The sequence below is a fragment of the Nitrobacter sp. Nb-311A genome (genome assembly GCF_000152905.1).
GTDB lineage: Bacteria > Pseudomonadota > Alphaproteobacteria > Rhizobiales > Xanthobacteraceae > Nitrobacter.
Genome location: NZ_CH672421.1, coordinates 136988 through 159808, shown reverse-complemented (window position 1 = coordinate 159808; position 22821 = coordinate 136988). Strand labels below are relative to the sequence as shown.

The window sequence follows — 22821 nt, the reverse complement described above, 5'->3', positions numbered from 1 at the left end:
GCAGCCGTCAGGAAAAGTACAAAAGGGCAAGCCAGTCGGCGGCGAGCGCCAGCCGCGTCTCGCCCTCGATCTCGACGCTGACGGCAGAACGCGACAGCAGTTCGCCGGGCTTTCGAAGCGTCGCCTCGGTGAGCGTGAAGCGGCCCCTGACGCGCGATCCGGATTTGACCGGCGATATGAAGCGGAGCCGGTCGAAGCCGTAATTCACCCGCATGGTGACACCGACGACCGGCGGAATCACCTCATGCGACATGACGCTGAGCAGCGACATGGTCAGGAATCCATGCGCGACGGTAGTGCCGAAAGCTGTTTTCCTGGCCCGCTCGGGATCGATGTGAATGAACTGATGGTCTTCGATCACGTCGGCATAGAGATCGATCCGCTTCTGGTCGATCAGGCGCCAGGAGGAAACGCCGATCTCCTGACCGATCATTTGCCTGTAGGCTTCGAGCGAGACCGGTCGTTGCTTCCAGACCTCGTTCACGACTCACGCCTCCTTAACTTTGACTTGAGCGCCTGAAGCTCCCGATCATCAACCTCGCAACCTTCTGCAAACCTCTTCATCAACCGCCCCTGTCTTCCGCAAGGGCGCGGATGTGCTGGATGATTCCAGAAAAATCGACGCCGCCGTTTCCAGCCGCGTCGAACGCCTTGTAGATATCCTGTGCGTGCTGTCCGAGCGGCGTCACCGCGCCACTGGATTTCGCCGCCTCCTGCGCAAGCGTCAGGTCCTTGAGCATCAGCGCCGAGACGAAACCCGGCTTGTAGCCGCTATTCGCGGGCGAGGTCGGAACCGGCCCCGGCACGGGACAGTAGCTGGTGAGCGACCAGCACTGGCCCGACGCATTTGATGCGGCATCGAACAGCGCCTGATGCGACAGGCCGAGCTTTTCCGCCAGCACGAAGGCTTCGCCCACCGCGATCATCGAAACGCCCAGGATCATGTTGTTGCAGATTTTGGCGGCCTGGCCCGTTCCATCACGGCCGCAATGGATGATCTTCTTGCCCATCGCTTCAAGAAACGGCTTCGCCGCCTCGAAGGACTCAACTTCCCCGCCGGCCATGAAAGTCAGCGTCGCGTCCCTGGCGCCCACGACGCCTCCCGAGACCGGCGCATCGACCGAATGCAGGGAAGCCCTCGCCGCCAGCATATGAGCCCGCCGGGCGCTTTCGACATCGATGGTCGAACAGTCGATCATCAACGCGCCTCTCGTGGCCGCGGGCATGACATCGGTCCAGACCGACACCACGTGCCGGCCGGCCGGCAGCATGGTGATGATGACGTCCGCATTGGTCACCGCGGCCCTTGCGCTGCCGGCGATCGTCACGCCATTCGTTTTGGCCGCATCCCTCGACTCCGGAACGAGGTCGAAACCGACCACCCTGTGGTCGGCTTTGACGAGATTGGCCGCCATGGGGCCACCCATGTTGCCGAGACCGATGAACGCAATTGCCGCCATGCGGACCTCCAGTCGAGGTTATATCTTCTTATATCTACTTGAACACGAGTTCGTCCGCGCCGGCATTCGCAAAGTACGGCGCAATTATCTCCGGCGTAACATCCTCGATCGCTGACGGCGACCATTTTGGATTGCGATCCTTGTCGATGATCGCGGCGCGAACGCCTTCGCGAAAATCGTCGCTGGCAAAGACAGCAAGCGCGGCACGATATTCCCGCGCCAGACATTCTTCCAGCGTGGCCGAGGCGCGTGCAAGCCGCAGCAGCTTTAACGTTACGACAAGACCGCGTGGCGATTTCTCGTTCAGTATCTTGAGAATTGAGCGCGCGAGTTCGGACCCGTCCCGTTGCAGGGCCGTCAGGATATCGTCCATTCGGCCATGTGCGAACCATGCATCGATCCGCGGGCGGATTGCCGCGACAGAACTATCCGCGTCGCCGTTCGCAAAGCCCGCGATCACGGCTCTCACGCGGGCTGAATCCGCGCGAGCGCCGAGATCGATCAGCGCCTCGCGCAACACGGCGAGTTTTCGCGACGGTACAATCACATCGGCGAAGCCTGCGTAGATCGCATCCGCTCCGTTCATATTCTGGCCGGTCAGCCCGAAGCAGGTCCCGATCTCGCCAGGCGCATGTGACAACAGCCAGGTGCCTCCGACATCCGGAAAGAAGCCGAGACCGGCCTCCGGCATTGCGAGCCTGGTTCTCTCGGTGACGACGCGGTGCGCGCCGTGCGCCGACAAGCCGACGCCGCCGCCCATCACGATGCCGTCCATGAAGGCGACATAGGGCTTTGGAAATTTCGCGATCCGCGCGTTGAGGGTGTATTCCTCGCGCCACATCACCTTGCCGAGGTCACCCCCGGCATTCGCACTCTCCCAAAGTGAGCGAATATCGCCTCCCGCGCACAGGCCGCGCTCGCCGGCGCCCTCAAGCAGGATCAGACCGACCGCGGGGTCCGCTTCGAACTGGTCCAGCGCCCTGTGGATTCCGCGGAACATGTCCAGAGTGACGGCATTGATCGCCTTCGGACGATTGAGGCGAACGATGCCCGCGCTCCCCTCGCGCCGTGCGATCAGATCCGGCTCGTGCGCAGCAACGTTCATCGTGCCCCCTCGATCAGCTTGCGCGCCACGATCACGCGCATGATCTCATTAGTCCCCTCAAGAATTTGATGGACGCGCAGATCGCGCACGATCTTCTCGATACCGTACTCGCTGAGATAGCCGTAACCGCCGTGGAGTTGCAGCGCCTGATTGGCGACCTCGAAGCCGACATCCGTGGCAAGCCGTTTTACCATCGCGCACAGCATGGTGGCGTCGGCATCCTTCCGGTCCAGCGCGGAAGCCGCGCGCCATAGAAAAGTTCGCGCCGATTCCAACTCGGTCGCCATGTCGGCGACCTTGAACCGCAGAGCCTGAAATTCGTCGAGCCGCTTGCCGAACGCCTTGCGCTCCTTCATATAACCGAGCGCCTTGTCTAGCGCCGCTTGCGCGCCGCCGAGCGAACAGGCGGCGATGTTCAGCCGTCCGCCGTCGAGTCCGGCCATCGCGATCCTGAAGCCGAGGCCGTCCGCGCCGAGGCGATTGGCGACCGGCACCCGTGCGTTCTCGAAAATCACGGCGCGGGTGGGTTGGGCATTCCATCCCATCTTGCGCTCGCTGACGCCGAATGAGAGGCCGGGCGTCTCACGCTCGACCACGAGTGTCGAAACGCCATCCGGACCGTCGTCTCCAGTGCGCACCATAACGACATAGATGTCGCTCGCACCGGCGCCCGATATGAACTGCTTCTGTCCGTCGACAACGTAGTGATCCCCATCGCGCGCCGCGCGGGTCCGCAATGCCGCAGCATCCGATCCCGCGCCGGGCTCAGTCAGACAATAGCTCGCGAGCAACTCCATCGTGCACAGTTTCGGCAGCCATTTGCGCCGCTGCTCATCCGAACCGTAGGCATCGATCATCCACGACGCCATGTTGTGGATCGAGATGAACGACGATACGGTGGGACAACCCTGCGCCAGCGCCTCGAAGATCAGCGTCCCGTCGAGCCGGCTCAAGGCCGAACCGCCGACATCATCGCGAATATGGATGCCGCCGATACCAAGCGCCGCCGCTTCCCGCATCACCTCGACGGGAAAGTGCTTCTCTTCATCCCATTTGAGCGCGAACGGCGCGATCTTCTTGGCGGCGAAGTCGCGCGCCATGTCGCGGACAGCGATCTGATCCTCAGTGAGCGCGAACTGCATACGCGATCCCTGCCGATCACTTGCTGTGGAACGCGAACTGCGCTCCTTCCTTGACGCCGGAGGGCCAGCGCGAGGTGACGGTCTTGGTTCTGGTGTAAAACCGAACTGAATCCGGACCGTACTGATTAAGGTCGCCAAAGGCCGAACGTTTCCAGCCGCCGAAGGTGTAGTAGGCCACCGGCACCGGAATCGGCACATTGACGCCGACCATCCCCACCTGGACGCGCGAGGCGAATTCGCGCGCGGCGTCGCCATCGCGGGTGAAAATCGCGACGCCGTTCCCGTATTCGTGCTCCGAGGGCAGCGCCACCGCTTCGTCGAAATCCGCGGCGCGCACCACCGAGAGCACGGGACCAAAAATCTCTTCCTTGTAAATCCGCATGTCCCTGGTGACGTTGTCGAACAGACAGGCGCCCATGTAGAATCCGTTCTCGTAGCCTTGCATTTTGAACCCGCGGCCGTCGACCGCCAGCGTGGCGCCTTCCTTGACGCCAATCTCGACATAATCCCTGACACGCTCCAGCGCCGCCTTGGTGACAGCGGACGCATCGGTGGACGGTCCGATCTTCAGATTCTCCACGCGCGGGATCAACCTCTCCATGAGCCGCTCGCCGGCTGTTTTGCCGACGGGCACCGCGACCGATACCGCCATGCAGCGCTCGCCGGCTGCGCCATAGCCCGCCCCGACCAGCGCATCCACCGACTGATCCATGTCGGCGTCGGGCATGATGATCATGTGATTCTTGGCGCCGCCGAAGCATTGGCATCGTTTGCCGGTCGCGGCGGCACGTGAATAAATGTAATGCGCGACCGACGAGGAGCCGACAAAGCCGACTGCCGCGATGTCGGGATCGTCAAGAATGGCGTCGACCGCCTCCTTGTCCCCGTTGACGACATTGAGAATGCCGGGTGGCAAACCGGCCTCGAACATAAGTTCGGCCAGCCGCATCAGCACACCGGGATCGCGCTCGGAAGGCTTCAAAATGAAGGCATTGCCGCAGGCAATAGCCGGCGCGAACTTCCACATCGGAATCATCGCGGGAAAGTTGAACGGCGTAATTCCGGCGACGACGCCGAGCGGCTGACGCATCGAATAGCTGTCGACGCCGGGACCGGCGTTCTCGGTGAAGCTGCCTTTCATCAGTTCGGGAATGCCGATGGCGTATTCAACGACCTCCACGCCACGGAAGATGTCGCCATTGGCGTCGGGAATGGTCTTGCCATGTTCGCGGGCGAGAAGTTCAGCCATCACATCGTTGTCGCGCGCCACCAGTTCGAGAAACTTGATCAGGACGCGGACGCGACGCTGCGGATTGGTCGCCGCCCAGACCGGCTGCGCAGCCTTGGCGTTCTCCACAGCTTCGCGCAATTCAGCTTTCGATGCCAATGCGACCCTCGCCTGCACGTCGCCTGTCATCGGCTGATACACGTCGGCGAAACGTCCCGATACGCCCTTGACCTTCTTGCCGCCGATAAAGTGCCCGATGGTGCGCATGTTTCCTGCCGGCCCGTCTGCAAGAGTCCGGTCATGACATCCTGACCCGCATACTCTCATTCACTGTGCGTCTTGCACGACGCACACTTTAGAAACTATCGAACCGGCTCAAGGATCGAAACATAGTTAGCAACCGCCGTGCCACCCATGTTGAAGATGCCAGCGAGTCTGGCAGCCCTGATCTGCATACCATCGGGCGCCTCACCCGCGAGTTGCATCGCGCTCATCACATGCATGGAAACTCCGGTGGCGCCGATCGGATGACCCTTGGCTTTCAAGCCGCCCGACGGATTGATCGGCAACCTGCCATCTTTCTGCGTCCAGCCTTCCTTGATGGCGCGCGCCCCCTGCCCCTTGAGCGTCAGACCCATGGCCTCGTACTCGATCAGTTCGGCAATGGTGAAGCAATCGTGTGTCTCGACGAAAGAGAGATCCGACAACGCAACACCAGCCTTTGACAGCGCCCGCTGCCAGGCCACCGTGCAGCCCTCGAACTCCAGAATGTTGCGCCTCGACATCGGCAGGAAATCCTGCGCGTGGCCGGTCCCGATGATGCTGATCGCCTTGCGCGCCGACCTGGCCGTATCGTCATCCATCAGTACCAGCGCAGCCGCGCCATCCGACACCAGCGAGCAGTCAGTGCGCTTCAACGGCCCGGCCACGAACGGATTCCTCTCGCTCTCGGAGCGACAGAAGTCATAGCCGAAATCCTTGCGCATTTGCGCGTAAGGATTAGCCACGCCATTCTTGTGATTCTTCGCGGCGATCATCGCCAGCGCATCCGAGGCATCGCCATATTTTTGGAAATAAGCTTGCGCGATCTTGCCGAAAATGCCGGCAAAGCCGCCGATGGTATCGCCGTCTTCAGGCAGATAAGAGGCGCGCAGCAGATTACGGCCGATCTCCGGACCTGGCGTCCGCGTCATCTGCTCGACGCCGACCACAAGCACGATCCTCGCCGCGCCGGAGGCGATCGCGCGGACGCCCTGATGCACCGCCGCCGATCCGGTGGCGCAGGCATTCTCCACCCGCGTCGCCGGCTTAAAGCGGAGTTGCGGATCGGCTTGCAGGACGAGAGCCGCGGTAAAATCCTGTGGTGAAAAGCCGGCATTGAAATGCCCGAGCACGATCTCATCAACTTCGCCGGCGGAAACACCGGCATCGGCTAACGCGTCGGTTGCAACCTTCACCACGAGGCTTTCGACGGTCTCGGCATCCAGCTTCCCGAACGGCGTATGCGCCCACCCCACAATGTTGGCCGTCATGGTCCCTGCTCCCATGTTCCGGATCACCATGATCCTGGATCGGATGAATTCCAAAATCATGAACGTGATCAGTACCTGTTCAGAGCAGGCTGCGAGCGGATAGCCGCCTCACATCTTCCTCAACCCGCCCTGGTCTCATGCCGGGAGATATAGTCCATGGGGGCCGCGGCGTTCAGGGAGATCTCGGATTTTTCACCGCTGCCCAGCGCGTCGCTGATCATGCGTTCCCCGGCAGGGCTGGCGAGACAGAGCGGCATCTTGTGGAACCAAATCGGAAGCAACTCGGCGGAGCGGTCAGCTGCCGCCGCGCTGTAACTTATATGGCTGCGCACTTCATGTCCGCTCTTTGGCGGCACAAGAAAACCCGCATTCATACCGGACCACTGCAACGCAAGATCATAACGACCGGATGAAGGGACAACGGCAGGTCAATGCCGGTTTTCAAGAATGTTTCTTTGACCTTCGGCCCTTGGCTGTCGACAGCACCTTAGACTTCTTGGAAACGCCAGAGTGCGCCTTGTGCCCGTTCAGCTTTCTGCGACCGCCTCCGGCGCCCGCGCGCTTTTCGGCCCTCGCCCGTGAGCGCTTCTTTTCCTCGCGCGCCGCCGCACGCAACTTTTTGCGCTTTTTTTCACACGAATCGCACTTGCATCCGATCGGCTTCAGGTACTCCTTAAAGTATTCGGTGCCGTAGTCGTAGTTGATCTCCTCACCAGGCGCGATATCCTTGATGGCGCGGATATCAACGCGCCGCTTGATCTTGCGGACGTCCGACTCCGCATTCGGCTTGCAGGAATGATTGATATAGCGCGCGACATTCGAACGCATCGAGCCGTCGATTGTCCAGCGGCTGGTGATCTGGAATAGATACTTGTTCTCGACCGCGTCGTCCTTCTCCTTGGTGCAATCGAGCATCCTCCCGGAATATCGGATGATCTTTGTGCCCTTCTTGATTGGTTTGGTGGCGAAGAGGCCGAGCCCGGTGCGAGAGCGGCCGATACGATAAGGCTTGTTCGGAGAGATGACAGGCATGATGGGCTAAACTGAAATGCTCAATGATGATGGCAGGCTTCGTGGATGCATTGGTTTTGCATGATTCCGCAGCAATTGTCAGGTTCTCCGTCCATACGTGTTGACCCCTCCACAACCGCATATGGGTTTATCTTCGCGCTGGTTTCTGCGATAAGCAAGTCAGTGGCGCGAACGACAATTGAACTCTCGAAAAAGGTGCGAAGCATTGTTAAAGGTGGAATTCTCCCGGATCAATCAGGCCAAAGCGGTCTTCGATGATATCTACGTTCAGGACGATCCACGATCGTATTTCTCGATCCTGGGCGATCTCGACTATATGATCACCGATGTAGCCGAGCCGGTTATCCGCCAGATATTATCCGCCAAGGCTTCCAGCGCCGAAACCAAACCTGTCGTGCTCGATGTCGGCTGCTCGTACGGCATCAACGCCGCTGTGCATCGTTTTCCGCTGACCTTCGGAGGCTTGCGGCACCGTTATGCCCGGCGCGAAATAAAAGCAGTTTCTCCCGAAGAGCTGACGCGGCTCGATCGCAATTTCTATGCGAGCTGGCCCGATTTTGGCCTCGCCCGGTTTATCGGCCTCGATGTGTCGGCGCCAGCAGTCCGCTACGCGACGCGAGTCGGACTTCTCGATCAGGGCATCGTCGCCGATCTCGAGAGCCAGTCGCTTTCCGCAGAAGACGCACGCATTATCCGCCCCGTCGACGTGATCTTGTCAACGGGGTGCATCGGCTATGTTACCGAAAAGACATTCGGCAAGCTCCTCGATGCGACCGAAAAGAAACCATGGATCATTTCCTTCGTGCTGCGAATGTTTCCTTATGACGCGCTTGAGAAGACGTTCGCGCAACGGGGCATGGTAACGGAAAAACTGGGCGGCGTGACTTTTGTCCAGCGTCGTTTTCGCGATGCCGAGGAGTTCGAGAACAGCCTTGCAACACTTGCAGCCGCCCAGATCGACTCAACGGGCCTCGAATCCGAAGGTTTGTTTCACGCTGATTTGATCCTGTCCCGGCCAGAGGAAGATGCGCGCGCCGCCTCGCTGGAAGACATCGTCACCGTGTCCAGCGGGCGGGGCCGTCCGATCGCGCCGCGTTACGTTCACGTCGAGAGCGATGATGGCCTGCGAGTGACGCTGGAGCCGTGATCCGCGCCTTGCCTCGCGGTCATCATGGCGGTCAGGAATATGCCATCGGGCGCTGAGAAAATTTGCCGGCTCCCGTGTGAATCGGTCCGCGTACCCGAACCAGCTTGATTATTTCCCTCGGGAGATCGTTGAATGACAAGCCTGCGCCGCCGCCTCACCGCCAGCTTTTATCTTGCCGCAGCAACGATGCTTGCATCTTCACCGGCCCTTGCTGACCGCTGCGACGATCTGGCCGCACAACTTAGAAGTCAGATCGACGGCTTGCATGTCGGCAAGACCGCGGCCAACGCCATTTTCCTGTCGCATCCCGCGACCACGCAGTTGATCCTCGGTTGCTCCAACCGCAAGTTCACCAACGAACTGATCGCCGGCGCAGACAGCCGCAAGCCGAAGCCTGAGTTTTACGATCTGGTGGCACGGGCCTCTGCCATTATTTTCACGATCCCGATCGCCGATACGCTGAGAGGCGTTACCCGATGCATTAAACGCATGGGCCTGTTACACGGCGACGACGTACAGACGCGCTATCGGCGGCTGAACATGCATTGCACCCGCACCAAGACCAGCGCCGCCATTGCGGTATCCCGCGGCCGCGACGAGTGACGAACCAACGATTTCCGGCCTTCTCCGGAAAGGGACCGAAACTCCGCTTCTGCCGCAAGTTTGCCGCGAAGACGCGGAAAATTCGGACGCATGGATGAAAAGCGCAACCTGATCCGCCGGTTGATGACCCAGAACACGGTGTGGATCTTTTCATTGGGCGCGCTGCTGTTCGTCCCCGCAGGCAGCCTGCACTGGCCTGCCGCCTGGCTGTTTCTCGCGACGCTCGGTATTCTCGGTATCATCGGTGGATTTTGGTTTGTGCAGATCAATCCCGGGCTGTTGGCCGAACGCATGCGGCCAATGATCCAGAAGGACCAGCCACAGGCGGACAAGGTCTTCATCGTGGCAACGGGGCTGGTCAGCATGATTTGGCTGATCGTCATGGGCCTCGATCAACGCTATCAGTGGTCCGGCATGAGCATCGGATTTCAGGTCCTCGGCTTCGCGCTATTCATACTGTCGCTCGCTATTTCGTTCTGGGTCATGCGGGAGAACACATTCGCAGCGCCGGTGGTGAAGATACAGGCCGAGCGCGGACATCACGTGATCCGCACGGGCCCCTACGCCTTCATCAGGCATCCGATGTATAGCGGGGCGATCTTCTTTTTCCTCGGGGTGTCGCTGCTGCTGGGATCATGGTGGGGCGCCGCGATCATGCCGATATTCATCGGGCTGTTCGCAGGGCGTACGGTGATCGAGGAAAGAACTCTGGTCGTTGGCTTGCCGGACTATCGAGAGTACACTGAACAAGTCCGGTACCGATTGTTGCCCGGAATCTGGTAGTCTGATCGCTCCTGGGCCGGAGAGCCAAAATGCCCGACATACAAACGTATACCGGCGGATGCCATTGCGGCCAGGTGCGATTTGAGTGCACAACGGATCTTGCGATGGTGACCGCGTGCAACTGTTCGATCTGCACCAAGAAGGGACTGCACATCACATTTCTCGCGCCGCAAAATTTTCAACTCAGGGCGGGCGAAGACAATCTCAAGGAATACCTATTCAACAAGCATGTGATCCGGCATCAGCTTTGCATCGACTGCGGCGTTGAAGTATTTGCGCGCGGCAAAAAGCCGGACGGGACTGAAGTGGTCGCCCTCAATGTGAGTTGCATCGACGGTATTGATCTGTCCCGTATTGCATTGACGCCGATCGACGGCCGCAGCCTCTGAAACGCTGCACTTTTGCGATAACCTTTTCGAACGAAAAATGCGCAATCAACTCTTTTTGTCCCGCGTAAACAAAAAGAGCGCCGCGAGGTTATCGCGGCGCCTGCTTTTGAATGACCGTCCTAACCGGTCAGGTCTGCTGAATCGCCGACAGTTCCCATTTTCCTCCGCCGCGACGCGCGAACGTCCAGACGTCGGTCGCCTCCTGCGGCTGGTCGCTGCCCTCGACGATGCGTCCGCCAGCGCGCTCGATAGTCTTGTCGATCAACGAGTAGCGCAGCGCCACCGTGGCATAATCGGTCATGCCCTCGCGCCAGGCTTCAGCGAGATCTCCCTGCAGAAGCTTGACGTCCGATACCTTGTTGACGACGCCGCGGGCGTCGTTGGCCTGAAGATCCTCGGTGAAGTACGACACCATTTCCGGCGTCGCCAGCGCGTGCAGAGTATTGACGTCCTCGTTCGACCACGCGGTCTGGATTTCTCCGAGCAGGCGCTCAAAAGCCTCATAGTCTTCCTGCGTGATCTCCAACGGTGCGGCGTTCGCCATCGAACCGAAGCCGAGACCGCTGCGGGCGTTCGTTTGAGCGGCTGCCGGCCCGGACGTTGGCCCAGGCGTCGGCCCGGCATATGCTGGCGCATTGCGCCGCTGCCACCATGACATCGCGAAGCGGACAAGAAGGTAGATCAGGCCGATCTGAAGCACCAGCCCGATGATGGACGACAGACCTCCGAGACCGCCGAACAGGCCGCCGCCGAACAGCAGGCCCAACAGTCCGGCGCCGAGGAACCCGGCGGCCAGACCGCCGAGCATACCCATGCCCGGTCTGTTGAAGCGGCCAGTCGCCGCGCCACCGGCGGCGAGACGGCCAGGCTGGGCCATGGTCCGATCGAGCGGACGCGCTGCGTTCGGCGCGGTGCTGGTGACCGGCGGTGCAGAGAAGGTACGCGCGCCGCGCGATCCGTAGCTCTTGCCTCCGCCGATGCGAGCGTCCGCTACCGAGGCTGCGAACATCAAGGGAAGCGCCAACGACAGGACGAGGGCGAAAGCCTTCATCATGCCGGACGCCCGCTTAGCCAATTTCATGAGTTGTTCCTTTTTCCTTTCGGCAGAATCCGTGTCCATAAAATGGGTGGCTCCGGTCAAAAGAAAAGTCTTATCGAGTCACAAAGCTGCGGCCCACCGTCGCGGGAACATCTGGTAATTTCGTCATTTCGATGCCAGATCGAGAAAGTGCCGCCCTGCTTTGTCTTCGATTTCAACGATCCAGGCATCCGGATCGAATCGAACTTCTCTCGCAAGACGCTCTTCGATCGCCTGTTCGGCGACAGGCTCGGCTGAAGACGGAGCAAACACACGTTCAATCGGCCGGCTGTCGTCATATACAGCCTGCGGCGCAGGGCCGTAGAGCATCGCATTGCCGTCGAGGAACGCCAGTTTGATGAAGACGGCGCCCGCCTCATCCGCTCCACGGCGGCGCACCGCGCCGAATACGCCCTCGCATTGGCAACGGCGCAGATAGGCGGCAACCCAAATGCTCGATTTCAGACGCATGAGAATGACGATACGCGCTTCGGGACAGCGAAACCAGTGCAGCTTGTGCCAGACGCGATGCCGGCAAATGGTGCCGAAGTCGTTTAACCAGCCGCATCGTTTGTCTCTGTCCGGCGGCTCTGCTATAGCGTTTTCGAGCGAAGTGGATACCGGTTCGCGTGAAGAAAACCTCAAGAATCGCCAATGATCCCCCGTTACGCCCGCCCGGAAATGGCTTCGATCTGGGAGCCCCAGACCCGCTTCAAGATCTGGTTCGAGATCGAGGCACACGCCGCAGATGCCCAGGCCGAACTCGGAATCATTCCGAAGCAGGCGGCCGAAGTTATTTGGGCCAAGGCGAAGGACGCCACTTTCAATATTCAGCGAATCGACGAGATCGAGCGCGAAACCAAGCACGATGTCATCGCCTTCCTCACTCATCTTGCCGAAATCGTCGGTCCCGAAGCGCGCTTCGTGCATCAGGGCATGACGTCATCGGATGTGCTCGACACCTGCCTCAACGTGCAGCTCACCCGCGCCGCCGACATCCTGATTGCCGATATCGACAAGCTGCTCGGAGCGCTGAAGACGCGCGCCTTCGAACACAAGATGACGCCGACCATCGGCCGTTCGCACGGCATTCACGCCGAACCCGTGACCTTCGGCCTTAAGCTCGCATATGCCTATGCGGAGTTCACACGCGCCAGGGAGCGCCTGATCGCGGCCCGCAAGGAGGTGGCAACCTGCGCGATCTCCGGCGCGGTCGGCACCTTCGCCCAGATCGATCCGCGCGTGGAAGAGCATGTTGCCAACGCGATGGGATTAACCCCCGAGCCGGTTTCGACCCAGGTGATCCCGCGTGACCGCCACGCGATGTTCTTCGCGACGCTGGGCGTCATCGCCTCCTCGATGGAGCGGCTTGCCATCGAAATCCGCCATCTGCAACGCACCGAGGTGCTGGAGGCCGAGGAGTTCTTCTCCGAAGGCCAGAAGGGCTCATCGGCGATGCCGCACAAGCGCAACCCGGTACTGACCGAAAACATCACCGGGCTTGCCCGCATGGTGCGCGCCTATGTGACGCCTGCGCTGGAGAATGTCGCGCTCTGGCACGAACGTGACATCTCGCACTCCTCGGCCGAACGCATGATCGGCCCGGACGCCACCGTGACGCTGGACTTCGCGCTCAACCGCCTCGCGGGCGTTATCGACAAGCTCCTCGTCTATCCCGCCACCATGCAAAAGAACCTCGATCGTCTTGGCGGGCTCGTGCATTCGCAGCGTGTTCTGATCGCGCTCACGCAGAAAGGCGCGAGCCGTGAGGATGCCTACAGGCTGGTTCAGCGGAACGCCATGCCGGTATGGCGTGGCGAAGGCGACTTCCAGACGCTTCTGAAGAACGATGCCGACGTGACGAAATATCTCACCGACGCTGAGATCACCGAGCAGTTCGACCTCAACTACCACCTCAAACACGTCGATACGATCTTCAAGCGGGTGTTCGGCAGCGTGTGAGCGTGCAGCATACGTCAGTCGGAGCCGGATATGCCCGTGATCGAAGAAGGGGCCCTTATCGCGCTTTTCGCAGATGCGGGATAATCGGTCGTGGCGCCGATCCAAGGTCCTATGTCGCGTGTGGGGGCTATAAGGCTCCGAAACGCGACTAACTCCGCGTTAACCCTGACAACCGTAGGGTTTACTCATACCGATCACCGGTCGACCGGCGGACCGATTTATGGTGTTGGCGCAGCAAATTTCGAACCTGCCGGCTGAGCGCCGGCGCTTTCAGCGGGTCAAGATTCACCTGCTGGGCCGCTATATGCTGCCGGATCGACGCGAATTCCCCTGTCAGGTCATCAATATGTCCCCCGGCGGGCTGGCCATGCTGGCCCCCGGCATCGGCAATGTCGGTGACCGGGTCGTCGCCTATCTCGACCATATCGGCCGGGTCGAAGGCAAGGTTACGCGGATTATCGACAGCGGATTCGCCATGAATATCAGCGCGACTCCCCGCAAACGGGACAAGCTGGCGTCGCAGCTCACCTGGCTCGCCAATCGCGACATCCTCAATCTCCCGGAAGACCGCCGCCACGATCGCATCGTGCCGCGCAATCCGGTCGCGAACCTCACACTCGAGGATGGCACGCAGCTGACTTGCCGGATCCTTGATCTCTCCAAGTCAGGAGCCGCTGTCTCCGCTGAAAAAAGACCCCCGCTGCGGTCCAGGGTCGCACTCGGCAAGGTGCTTGCTCGGGTTGTTCGCTATCTGGAAGAAGGCTTCGCGCTCGAGTTCATTCACGAGCAACATCCCGATACTCTCGAAGATAACGTCACCGCCCGGTAAACGGCCATTCTCGTAAATTTTCGTTTTGCGGTCGCCGCCGTCCGGTTTCGCCACGGCAAAAGCCAGCGATCTTTAGGTTAACGCCAGCCGCGTTCCGACGCAGAAACACCCAATTTATTCGGCGCTCAATCGTTAACAGCCAACTTTTGAAACGAGGATGGTCGCTAAAACTTTAGTCAATTTCGATTCAAGTACTGATTTAATTAGCGGCGAACTTTACTCGCATTTGCGTCGAATACACGTCGAGTACTTAGCGTCGGCGCAAATCCTTTGTGCGAAATGTGGTCCCAACAAGAAACGGGGGCCACAATGCTCAACAGGGGACAGGGAGTTGGACTGGCGATTATTGGCGCCATCCTGTGGGGAATGGTAACGCAAGCGAGCGCCGCGGAAACAGGAAAGCTCTATGCAAGTCTCGGCGACAACACGCGGGCGCCGATCGGTTGGGTTGAATTCTGCAACGACAATCCGAAGGAATGCCGCACCGGGGCAACGCAGCCACGTGATATCGTCTTAACGACTGACGCCTGGCGCGATCTCTTGAAGGTCAACAGCTGGGTCAACGAAACCGTCAAGCCGATGACGGACAAGGAACATTGGAACGTCGTCGAAAAGTGGTCTCTTCCCACCGACGGGTACGGAGATTGCGAGGACTATGTGCTGTTGAAGCGCAAGCTGCTGATCGACGCCGGATGGCCGCGCGAGGCGTTGCTGGTCACGGTGGTCCGCGACAAGCAGGGCGATGGCCATGCCGTCCTGACCGTTAAGACAAACAAAGGCGAATTCATTCTCGACAACCAGAACGAGAATGTTCTGGCCTGGACGGAAACCGGCTACCGCTTCATGAAGCGGCAATCGCAAAGCGACCCCGATGTCTGGGTTGCACTGGACGACAACCATCCTGCGGTCGCAACAGCCAGTTCTCGATAAACAAAAAGTACGAAACCCGCGACCCGGTCATACCCCTCCCCGTCCCCAGGCCGGCTCGCGCGCGGCCAGCCTTCCCCCAAGAGGCTGGCCGCATCCCTTTTCAGCTCTACAGCCTTTTCGAGCGAAGCAATTCTCGGGCCTTGATCCAGGGATGGGCGCCGGTTCCTTTAACGAAGCGCGTCAAAATCATAGAGCCCCGCTTCTGATTTCCATCAGAAGCGGAAACGTTCGAACTTTCGTCATGAGGCCAGGAACGGATCTTGCGCTACCGCGTGAAACGGCGGTCGCTCGCCGCTGCTCAGCCTTTCAGGCCGAGCAGCTCGACATCAAAGATCAACGTTGCATTGGGCGGAATGACTCCGCCGGCGCCGCGCGCGCCGTAACCGAGTTCCGGCGGAATAATCAGCGTCCGCTTGCCGCCGACCTTCATCGTCGCGACGCCTTCATCCCACCCCGCGATCACACGACGCTTGCCGATCGGAAACTCGAAGGGTTCGTTGCGATCCACCGAGCTGTCGAATTTGGCGCCCTTCTGTCCGTTCTCATAGAGCCAGCCGGTGTAATGCATGATGCAAACCTGCCCCGGCTGAGGCGACGGGCCATCTCCAACTTTGGTATCCGTGATCTGCAAGCCCGATGCTGTTGTCATGGTCTTCTCCGCGGTTTGGGCCACTGCCGTGGCCGGAGCATTTATCAGAGCGATTCCGCTTGATGCAATCGCAAGAGCAAATGTCAAAACGCCCGTCCATCGAAACGCCCGCATCGACGCATTCTCCAGCCCGTTATCGGCGTTCACATCTATTCCAAGGAATAAGCTGCGACCATGGCTTTTTGCGACCTTCGTCAGAATCGAAATTCCACCTTGACCTCAGTCGATTCGCTTCAATCCCTTTCCGAAGCGCAGGCCGTTCGTGACGTAGGACGTCGCGCCGCTTCCCATCGCCTCGGTCTCCGAAGGATCAAGCATGCGGATCACGCGCGCCGGCGCACCGACAATGAGGGAGTATTCCGCGAACTGCTTGCCTTCGGTAATGAGCGCGCCCGCGCCGACGATGCATCCGCGGCCAACCCGCGCGCCGTTCATGACAATCGAACCCATACCGATCAGCGCATCATTTTCGATGGTGCAACCGTGCAGAATAACGTTATGGCCAATCGTGCAGTTGCTACCTATCGTCAGCGGGAATCCCTCGTCGGTATGGCAGGTACAGCCATCCTGGACATTGGAACCCTCTCCGACTTCGATCCACTCGTTATCGCCGCGCAGCACCGCACCGAACCACACGCTTGCATTCTCGCGGAGACGGACCTTGCCGATCACCGCGGCGGTTTCGGCGATGAAATAGCGCCCGGTTTCGGGAAGGTCGGGCGTCTGCCCATCGAGTGCGTAAATCGCCATAACGCCTCTTGGTCGCGAAGGTTGGGATTTGACATGCGTTTCCCGCGTTCGCTGTCAAATCAAAATCATAGAGTGCCGCTTCCGATTCAAGCAAAGGCGGAAGGCTCCGGAGACGACAATGCCACGGCGCCGTTCAGGCGAGCAACCCGACCGCCTTCAGTGTCATGACCACGCAGGTGCCAGACATCAGGCTCCAGAAACCCGCGATCACGGTCGCCATCATGACGAACTCAAAACGGCGGCGCTCGATGCGTCGTCCGCGGAGCGTATTGCGCATGATGATGAAGGGCGCCGCGAAGACCAGGAACGGCACCGCCGCAAATGCCCTGACAACAATACCCTGCTGCAGCAATCCGAAGCCGGCGGGGTGTTTGACCAACGCCTGATAACCGCTGGCGAGCGCGCCCGCGATGGCGAAACCGATGCACAGGGAGAAGAAGGAATTCAACGCATCCGGCGACATCGAAAAGGACACCCATCACGACTACGGTGTCCCTCCTTCGCAGAATGCGGACTGCCTCGCCACCTTATCCTTAAGAAAAGGTTAACGCACGGCGCGCCGCGGCAATCGCGCGGTGGTGGAGCGCCTCCAACCTCGCATGAAAACTCCACATTGCGTGGCATAGTCGCGGCTGATTCGTCTTTTCGGAAATCTCCGTCGCATGGCCCTGTTGTTGTCCGCCCCGCGCCGGTCGCGCGGGAAACCGCTAACCGGTCGTCATCTGATCCCGCTTCTCGCAGCTGTGACGATCGCGATTCCCGCGGTCACCGCAGTCGCCTATTTGTTATGGCCAACCTGGACCCCCAAAGCGCCTGACAACAATGAGCGGTTGCCGGTCAGCATTGGGCAAACCGTGTTCAACGTGCCGGAACGCGCCTTCCGCGTGAAAATTCAGAGACATTCGGGATCGCAGGAACGCATCGATCTGAATTTTCTCTATCCTTCGCTGGCAACGCCAGACGCACCAAGACATGTCACCGCCGAGACTGTCGAAGATGGACCACAGCCGATCGACCGCATTTTCCTGTCGATTGCCGCCCATCACGATTCGCTGGCGCCAGACATTCTCGTGCACACCATCTATCCACGTTATCTTGATGCGACCCTCGCGCAGCCTCAGGACGGACTGTCGATACGGGCATTCCGCGACGGCACGCCGTATGCAGGCGAGGACCTGTTCGTGGCGCAGACGCCCGCGCTGGTGGCGCGATGCACCCGCGAAGCCCTGACGCCGGGCATGTGCCTGAGCGAACGCCGGATCGGAAACGCCGACCTGACGTTCCGCTTTCCACGGCAATGGCTTTCAGACTGGCGTTACGTTGCCGGTGTGATGGAGCGGCTCGTGCAGCAACTGCACCCGCTGCAAAACTAGCGCGCTAGGTTTATCCGACGTCGGCCAGATCCTCCTCGAGGATAGCCATCTGAAACTGAAACGAACGGTCATCGTCCTCGTCGTCGACAAATAGCACGCCAATAAACTCCTCGCCGATATAGACCTCGGCCGAATCGTCCTTCTTCGGACGCGGCACCACACGAATCCGGGGATTGCCGAACACACGCTTGAAGTAAGCGTCGAGTTTCCTGACTTCCTGAACGTTCACGGTCGTCTCCAGATGTGAGGGTTCGCAAGGGTTCCAGAGTCCTTCACCGCTCCACGGAAACGATGAAAGGCTCTGGCTTTTTGTTTTGATGCGTTTTCTTCACGCGAGCCGGGTTTCATCCCCGGGTCAAGCCTGAGGATATGCTTCGCTCGAAAACGCTATAGAGTCCAACTCAACTTCCATAAAGTCTGACTCGACTTTGCTGAAATCGAGCTCTGTTTTATTTTTTCGATTGAAAATCATCTCGTTCGAAAATCGGTTTCCACTTTCCGGCGGTGCGGTCCTTCGGATCGGTCGTGCTCCGGTGGCCGCAGCCAGTTCCGTCGTTGCACTGCATCCCCGCGAACTTAGGATTCGAGAGAACGCTGGTAAAGCTTAGGATTCTGGTGTCGCATTCAGCATCTGGTTCATCGTGCGCGAGGGCTCCGAGCAGCCGGCCGGACCGACCGTCCTGGCTGGCACGCCTGCGACGGTGACATTGTGCGGCACCGGTTTCACGACGACCGATCCGGCCGCGATGCGCGCGCAATGTCCGACCTCGATGTTGCCGAGGATTTTCGCGCCCGCGCCGATCATGACGCCGTGGCGGATCTTCGGATGACGATCCTCGTTCTCCTTGCCGGTACCGCCAAGCGTCACGCCATGTAGAATCGACACGTCATCGTCGATGACGGCGGTTTCGCCAACGACAAATCCGGTGGCGTGATCGAGGAAGATGCCGCGGCCGATCCTGGCTGCCGGGTTGATGTCGACCTGAAACACCGATGAGGAGCGGCTCTGCAGATAATAGGCGAAATCCTTGCGGCCTTTCTGATAGAGCCAGTGCGCCAAACGGTGTGTCTGGATAGCCTGAAAGCCCTTGAAATAGAGCAAAGGATCGATGAACCGCGAGGTTGCAGGATCGCGATCATACACCGCCACCAGATCGGCGCGGAACGCGTTGCCGATATCGGGATCGTCGCGAAGCGCCTCATCGAAGGTCTGACGGATCAAGTCGCCGGACAAGGCCGAATGGTCGAGCCGCTCTGCGACGCGATGCACCACCGCGGCCTCAAGGCGACCATGATGAAGGACGGTCGAGTAGATAAAGGACGCCAGTTCAGGTTCGTGGCGAACGATATCTTCGGCCTCGCTGCGGATGCGGTCCCAGATCGGATCGAGCGCTGCGAGTTTCGGAGTCTGGGAATTGACTTGCTGGATCGCCATGGCCGTCTTGTAACCTTGAATTCTGTCCCCGTAGTTTAACATGATGCGAGGTCGTTGTCCTCGCCGTTCAGCGAATATTCATTCGCGGCGCTTAGGGTCTAAGCCCTTGAATGACGGCACTATATGGTTCGTGGGGTGGACGCTTCCGCCATCTGGATAGCTGGAAATCCTCATTATTCAATCCACATGTCGGACCAATTACGTCAAACAAATTATGCATTTGCGTCGGACACTCAATAGGCGGAATGGCGCGCTGCTTAACCGGAGGGATACACATTTCCACACAAGTCCTATACAAGCGCGCCGTGGCGGCACCCTGGGCCTGGATCGCGGCTGTCGTCATCCCTGTTCTGCTCCTCGTCCCTGCGATCTGGAACGGCTATCCGCTGCTTCAATATGATACCGGCGGCTATCTGGCGCGATGGTACGAGAGCCATCTTGAGATCAGCCGCTCGAACGCGTACGGCATCTACCTTCATTTGGGACAGGGCTCGTACTTCTGGATCAATTTGGTCTGCCAGGCGCTGCTGACGCTGTGGATCCTGCATTTGACCTTGCGCGTGCTCAACATGGCGCAGCCATTGCGGCTTCTCGCAATCGCCCTGATCCTCATCACGACCACGGCGCTACCGTGGCTCTCCAGCATGCTGCTGACCGACATTTTCTCGGGGCTGGCGGTGCTCGCGCTATACATCCTCGTTGTCCATAACGGCAAGCTTTCGAACGGCGAGAAGATCTCGCTTTTCCTGTTTACGTCCTTCGCGGCTGCGAGCCATACTGCGACGTTCGGGGTTCTGTTGGGCCTGTGTTGCGCGGGATGGATCGTCAAGCCGTTGCTCGGCCCAAGGCTTAAGATCGCCGGGCTGGTTCAGGGCTCCCTGACGATCGTTGCCGGAGCGGCCATGCTCCTGGCCGCCAATTTCTTTTTGACAGGCCGACTTGCCTGGACGCCCGGCGGCGCCTCCGTATCGTTCGGACGCATGATGCAGGACGGCATCGTCGCGCGTTATCTCAACGACCACTGCGACAAGATCAAGCTGAAGCTCTGCCCCTACCGCAATCAACTGCCGGCGACAGCGGATGATTTCCTTTGGGGGAACGGCACCATATTCGACAAACTCGGCCGCTTCGAGGGCCTGAACGGCGAGATGGAATTCATCGCCACGCACGCACTGGTGGCCTACCCGCTCTGGCAGGCCGAAGCTGCGGTCGAAGCAACGGCGGAACAACTCGCGGAAGTCGGCACCGGCGAAGGCACGACCGGATGGATTCCCCATACCTACGGCATCATCGAACGCTATATGCCGGAACAGGCGAAGACCATGCGCGCCGCACGGCAGCAGCACTGGAACATCAAATTTACGGCTATCAACTGGATTCACGTCCCGGTCGCGTTCGCCTCGATGCTGTTGGCCGCTGCAATCGCCCTGGCTGCGTTATGGCGGCGGCGTATTGATGACGTCGAACTTCTTGCCGCGATGGTTTGCGTGGCATTGCTCGGTAACGCGTTCATTTGCGGCGCTATATCAGGCCCGCATCACCGCTACGGCGCGCGCATGGTCTGGATCGCAACATTTGTGGTGCTGATCGCGCCGGCGAAATTCCTCGCGGATCGCTATGGATGGTTTCACGGCCGGCGTGACAGAAATCTCAGCACGCCTTCCTTGTAAACTTTGTCTCCCACCGCACGCATGTGGTCACGGTTGGGAATGTCCAGCACTTCCGCGCCGGGGATAACGTCCGCAAGCGCCTGCGCCGATCCTGCGATCTCGTCTTTCGTGCCGACCGCTATCAACGTCGGCACCTTGATGCCGGCGACTTCGGATTCCGTCATCAGCCGCCGTGAGCCTCGCAAACAGGCCGCGAGCGCGCGACGATCGGAGCGGGTCTGATCGGCAAAGGCGCGGAACGTCCGGCCGAACGGATCGGTCACATCATCCAGCGACGGCGCCTCCAGCGCCCTGGCCACGCTTTCACCCGGACCGCCTCCCTTGATCAGGCCGATGCCAAGACCGCCGAAAATTCCGGAGCGCACCCGTTCTGGCCGGGTCCGCGCCAGAATTCCCATCATCCTGGCGCCGAGCGAATATCCCATGACATCCGCGCGCGCGATGCCGAGATGATCCATCAACGCCGTGATATCGTTCGCCATCGTGCCAATGTGATAATCCTCCGGGTCGTAGAGCTTGCTGGAATCGCCGTGGCCGCGATTGTCGAACGCGATGGTCCGAAATCCATTCTTGCGGAGTTCCGATACCCATGTCGGATAGACCCAGTTCACATTCTTGCTCGACGCAAACCCATGCACGAGAACAACGGGATCACCCTCGCCCTCGTCGAGATAGGCAATTTCAACTTCGCCGTGATGAAAGCTCGGCATCAGCGCTTCCGTGATCTGGATGGAGATAGGATGGCCTCAACGATCGATGAGCCGTTTACGGCGGCGGCGGCGCAACACCACTGGTCGAATTTTCTTGCCCCGCGGCCTCGGTAACGCGTTGAGACCGGTCTTCCGGAATCGATATCCCTTTGGCCGCCGCAAGATCGACGAAGCTGCTTGCGAGGTCCGGATCGTGCGCCGCAAGCGCTGCCTCGATGTTCCGCCCGACCAGCGCAGGATCGATTCGAAGTGCGGAATCAAGTTGAAGATCAGCAAGCCGTGCAGGATCATCCTGCGCAATCAGCATGGCGCCGGCTCCCCGGCACGTGGCAACAGCACAGCAAACGCGGTTGCAAACACCGCGGCCGTCGTTATCGCGCTGCCAATTCGCCATCGCATCGTCGAAAATCCGGATCGAGGGGGACTTCGTACGCCTGGAGGCGGTATGCCGCTTTTCAAGCACAGCTTCTCCGACCAAAGAAGGCTTTTCTCAAACGACAGGATTATGTCGAATTTGCATGGATAACGGACTGATCTGCTTCCGCGAGCGATAGCGCTTTCGAGCAAGGAATATCCCGGATCGACCCTGGAATGGAGGCCGGTTCGCGTGAAGAAAACGCGTCGGAACCACAATCCAGAGCTCGCTTCTGATTCATTGGCAGCGGAAATGCTCTAGGAATTCGAAGCGCCTACAAGTATGGTGCCGCACGATGCCGTTGCGTATCGGCGCGTCAATATCTCGCGACGATTTGAGGTGTAAAGCATGTCTGATCACATCGTCCCCCACTTCCATAACGATTCCGGCGTCGCCGTGATCGAAATCGGCTCGCGGGAATTCATGTGTGTCGGAGCCAATCCACCATTCGATCATCCGCACGTCTTTCTCGACCTCGGCGACGACAACGAAATCATCTGCCCCTATTGCTCGACGCTGTATCGCTTCGCGGCCGACCTCGGCGCCGGACAGGCCCGCCCCTCCGAATGCGTGGTGAAAGACAAGGTCGCTTGATAGCC

At 59.7% G+C, this 22821-nt stretch carries 27 protein-coding genes; 10 read left to right on the top strand and 17 right to left on the bottom strand.

Annotated elements, in window-relative coordinates:
- Positions 1-7: 7 nt before the first annotated feature.
- The 8 genes from NB311A_RS17810 to NB311A_RS17775 form a co-directional block, all read right to left on the bottom strand.
- On the bottom strand, positions 8-484 hold the full coding sequence (locus NB311A_RS17810) for a MaoC family dehydratase (protein ID WP_009800002.1): 477 nt from the start codon (positions 482-484) through the stop codon (positions 8-10).
- 79 nt (positions 485-563) lie between these two features.
- A complete protein-coding gene (gene mmsB / locus NB311A_RS17805) occupies positions 564-1460 on the bottom strand; it encodes a 3-hydroxyisobutyrate dehydrogenase (RefSeq protein ID WP_009800001.1) in 897 nt (298 codons plus the stop codon).
- Between the two features lie 34 nt (positions 1461-1494).
- A complete protein-coding gene (locus NB311A_RS17800) occupies positions 1495-2565 on the bottom strand; it encodes an enoyl-CoA hydratase/isomerase family protein (RefSeq protein ID WP_009800000.1) in 1071 nt (356 codons plus the stop codon).
- On the bottom strand, positions 2562-3707 hold the full coding sequence (locus tag NB311A_RS17795) for an acyl-CoA dehydrogenase family protein (RefSeq protein WP_009799999.1): 1146 nt from the start codon (positions 3705-3707) through the stop codon (positions 2562-2564). The genes NB311A_RS17800 and NB311A_RS17795 overlap by 4 nt, the downstream gene beginning before the upstream one ends.
- A 16-nt stretch (positions 3708-3723) precedes the next feature.
- On the bottom strand, positions 3724-5202 hold the full coding sequence (locus NB311A_RS17790) for a CoA-acylating methylmalonate-semialdehyde dehydrogenase (RefSeq protein WP_009799998.1): 1479 nt from the start codon (positions 5200-5202) through the stop codon (positions 3724-3726).
- 95 nt (positions 5203-5297) lie between these two features.
- On the bottom strand, positions 5298-6467 hold the full coding sequence (locus NB311A_RS17785) for an acetyl-CoA acetyltransferase (protein ID WP_040675936.1): 1170 nt from the start codon (positions 6465-6467) through the stop codon (positions 5298-5300).
- A 119-nt stretch (positions 6468-6586) separates the two neighbouring features.
- On the bottom strand, positions 6587-6841 hold the full coding sequence (locus NB311A_RS17780) for a hypothetical protein (protein WP_009799996.1): 255 nt from the start codon (positions 6839-6841) through the stop codon (positions 6587-6589).
- A 67-nt stretch (positions 6842-6908) separates the two neighbouring features.
- Positions 6909-7499 carry an SET domain-containing protein gene (locus NB311A_RS17775; RefSeq protein ID WP_009799995.1) on the bottom strand — a complete coding sequence of 197 codons (591 nt, stop codon included), beginning with the start codon at positions 7497-7499 and terminating at the stop codon, positions 6909-6911.
- Positions 7500-7713: 214 nt separating this feature from the next.
- On the opposite strand from NB311A_RS17775, the gene NB311A_RS17770 reads away from it, so the two are divergent.
- From NB311A_RS17770 to NB311A_RS17755, 4 genes are all read left to right on the top strand, one after another.
- A complete protein-coding gene (locus NB311A_RS17770; RefSeq protein ID WP_009799994.1) occupies positions 7714-8646 on the top strand; it encodes a class I SAM-dependent methyltransferase in 933 nt (310 codons plus the stop codon).
- 132 nt (positions 8647-8778) lie between these two features.
- Positions 8779-9249, top strand: a complete 471-nt coding sequence (locus NB311A_RS17765; RefSeq protein WP_009799993.1) for a hypothetical protein — start codon at positions 8779-8781, stop codon at positions 9247-9249.
- Between the two features lie 90 nt (positions 9250-9339).
- Complete coding sequence (locus tag NB311A_RS17760) at positions 9340-10032, top strand: isoprenylcysteine carboxylmethyltransferase family protein (RefSeq protein ID WP_009799992.1); 693 nt, start codon at positions 9340-9342, stop codon at positions 10030-10032.
- Between the two features lie 29 nt (positions 10033-10061).
- Positions 10062-10421, top strand: coding sequence for a GFA family protein (locus NB311A_RS17755; RefSeq protein ID WP_040675849.1), 360 nt, complete (start codon positions 10062-10064; stop codon positions 10419-10421).
- Between the two features lie 127 nt (positions 10422-10548).
- On the opposite strand, the gene NB311A_RS17750 is transcribed toward NB311A_RS17755, so the two are convergent.
- Both NB311A_RS17750 and NB311A_RS17745 read right to left on the bottom strand, forming a co-directional pair.
- The gene (locus NB311A_RS17750) at positions 10549-11502 is read right to left on the bottom strand and encodes a TIM44-like domain-containing protein (RefSeq protein WP_040675931.1); all 954 of its coding nucleotides are present in this window, start codon (positions 11500-11502) and stop codon (positions 10549-10551) included.
- 123 nt (positions 11503-11625) lie between these two features.
- On the bottom strand, positions 11626-11970 hold the full coding sequence (locus tag NB311A_RS17745; protein ID WP_009799989.1) for a DUF1491 family protein: 345 nt from the start codon (positions 11968-11970) through the stop codon (positions 11626-11628).
- Between the two features lie 183 nt (positions 11971-12153).
- Here NB311A_RS17745 and purB point away from each other — a divergent pair, with 183 nt between their 5' ends.
- The 3 genes from purB to NB311A_RS17730 all read left to right on the top strand — a co-directional run bounded on the left by purB (position 12154) and on the right by NB311A_RS17730 (position 15220).
- The gene (purB, locus tag NB311A_RS17740; protein WP_009799988.1) at positions 12154-13461 is read left to right on the top strand and encodes an adenylosuccinate lyase; all 1308 of its coding nucleotides are present in this window, start codon (positions 12154-12156) and stop codon (positions 13459-13461) included.
- A gap of 220 nt (positions 13462-13681) precedes the next feature.
- Entirely contained in the window at positions 13682-14290 is a 609-nt protein-coding gene (locus NB311A_RS17735) for a PilZ domain-containing protein (RefSeq protein WP_009799987.1), read from the top strand.
- 309 nt (positions 14291-14599) lie between these two features.
- Positions 14600-15220 (top strand): transglutaminase-like cysteine peptidase, encoded by a 621-nt coding sequence (locus tag NB311A_RS17730; RefSeq protein ID WP_040675845.1) that lies wholly within the window; start codon positions 14600-14602, stop codon positions 15218-15220.
- Positions 15221-15518: 298 nt separating this feature from the next.
- On the opposite strand, the gene NB311A_RS17725 is transcribed toward NB311A_RS17730, so the two are convergent.
- The 3 genes from NB311A_RS17725 to NB311A_RS17715 all read right to left on the bottom strand — a co-directional run bounded on the left by NB311A_RS17725 (position 15519) and on the right by NB311A_RS17715 (position 17082).
- Positions 15519-15983, bottom strand: a complete 465-nt coding sequence (locus NB311A_RS17725; protein ID WP_040675928.1) for an FKBP-type peptidyl-prolyl cis-trans isomerase — start codon at positions 15981-15983, stop codon at positions 15519-15521.
- A 105-nt stretch (positions 15984-16088) separates the two neighbouring features.
- Positions 16089-16619 carry a gamma carbonic anhydrase family protein gene (locus NB311A_RS17720; RefSeq protein ID WP_009799984.1) on the bottom strand — a complete coding sequence of 177 codons (531 nt, stop codon included), beginning with the start codon at positions 16617-16619 and terminating at the stop codon, positions 16089-16091.
- A gap of 133 nt (positions 16620-16752) precedes the next feature.
- The gene (locus tag NB311A_RS17715; RefSeq protein WP_009799983.1) at positions 16753-17082 is read right to left on the bottom strand and encodes a hypothetical protein; all 330 of its coding nucleotides are present in this window, start codon (positions 17080-17082) and stop codon (positions 16753-16755) included.
- Positions 17083-17281: 199 nt separating this feature from the next.
- Between NB311A_RS17715 and NB311A_RS17710 the strand changes: the two genes are divergently transcribed.
- A complete protein-coding gene (locus NB311A_RS17710; protein WP_009799982.1) occupies positions 17282-17992 on the top strand; it encodes a hypothetical protein in 711 nt (236 codons plus the stop codon).
- A 10-nt stretch (positions 17993-18002) separates the two neighbouring features.
- Here NB311A_RS17710 and NB311A_RS17705 read toward each other — a convergent pair whose 3' ends face one another.
- Complete coding sequence (locus NB311A_RS17705) at positions 18003-18221, bottom strand: DUF3126 family protein (RefSeq protein ID WP_009799981.1); 219 nt, start codon at positions 18219-18221, stop codon at positions 18003-18005.
- Positions 18222-18596: 375 nt separating this feature from the next.
- Positions 18597-19427: a serine O-acetyltransferase gene (gene cysE / locus NB311A_RS17700; RefSeq protein ID WP_040675841.1), complete on the bottom strand. Its 831-nt coding sequence runs from the start codon at positions 19425-19427 to the stop codon at positions 18597-18599.
- A 305-nt stretch (positions 19428-19732) separates the two neighbouring features.
- Between cysE and NB311A_RS17695 the strand changes: the two genes are divergently transcribed.
- On the top strand, positions 19733-21097 hold the full coding sequence (locus NB311A_RS17695) for a hypothetical protein (protein ID WP_009799978.1): 1365 nt from the start codon (positions 19733-19735) through the stop codon (positions 21095-21097).
- On the opposite strand, the gene NB311A_RS17690 is transcribed toward NB311A_RS17695, so the two are convergent.
- Together NB311A_RS17690 and NB311A_RS21625 are read right to left on the bottom strand one after the other, a co-directional pair.
- Positions 21055-21807, bottom strand: coding sequence for an alpha/beta fold hydrolase (locus NB311A_RS17690; RefSeq protein WP_009799977.1), 753 nt, complete (start codon positions 21805-21807; stop codon positions 21055-21057). The genes NB311A_RS17695 and NB311A_RS17690 overlap by 43 nt on opposite strands.
- A 55-nt stretch (positions 21808-21862) precedes the next feature.
- Positions 21863-22114, bottom strand: a complete 252-nt coding sequence (locus NB311A_RS21625; RefSeq protein WP_131522935.1) for a hypothetical protein — start codon at positions 22112-22114, stop codon at positions 21863-21865.
- A 456-nt stretch (positions 22115-22570) separates the two neighbouring features.
- On the opposite strand from NB311A_RS21625, the gene NB311A_RS17680 reads away from it, so the two are divergent.
- Complete coding sequence (locus NB311A_RS17680; RefSeq protein WP_009799975.1) at positions 22571-22816, top strand: zinc-finger domain-containing protein; 246 nt, start codon at positions 22571-22573, stop codon at positions 22814-22816.
- The last annotated feature ends 5 nt before the right edge of the window (positions 22817-22821 follow it).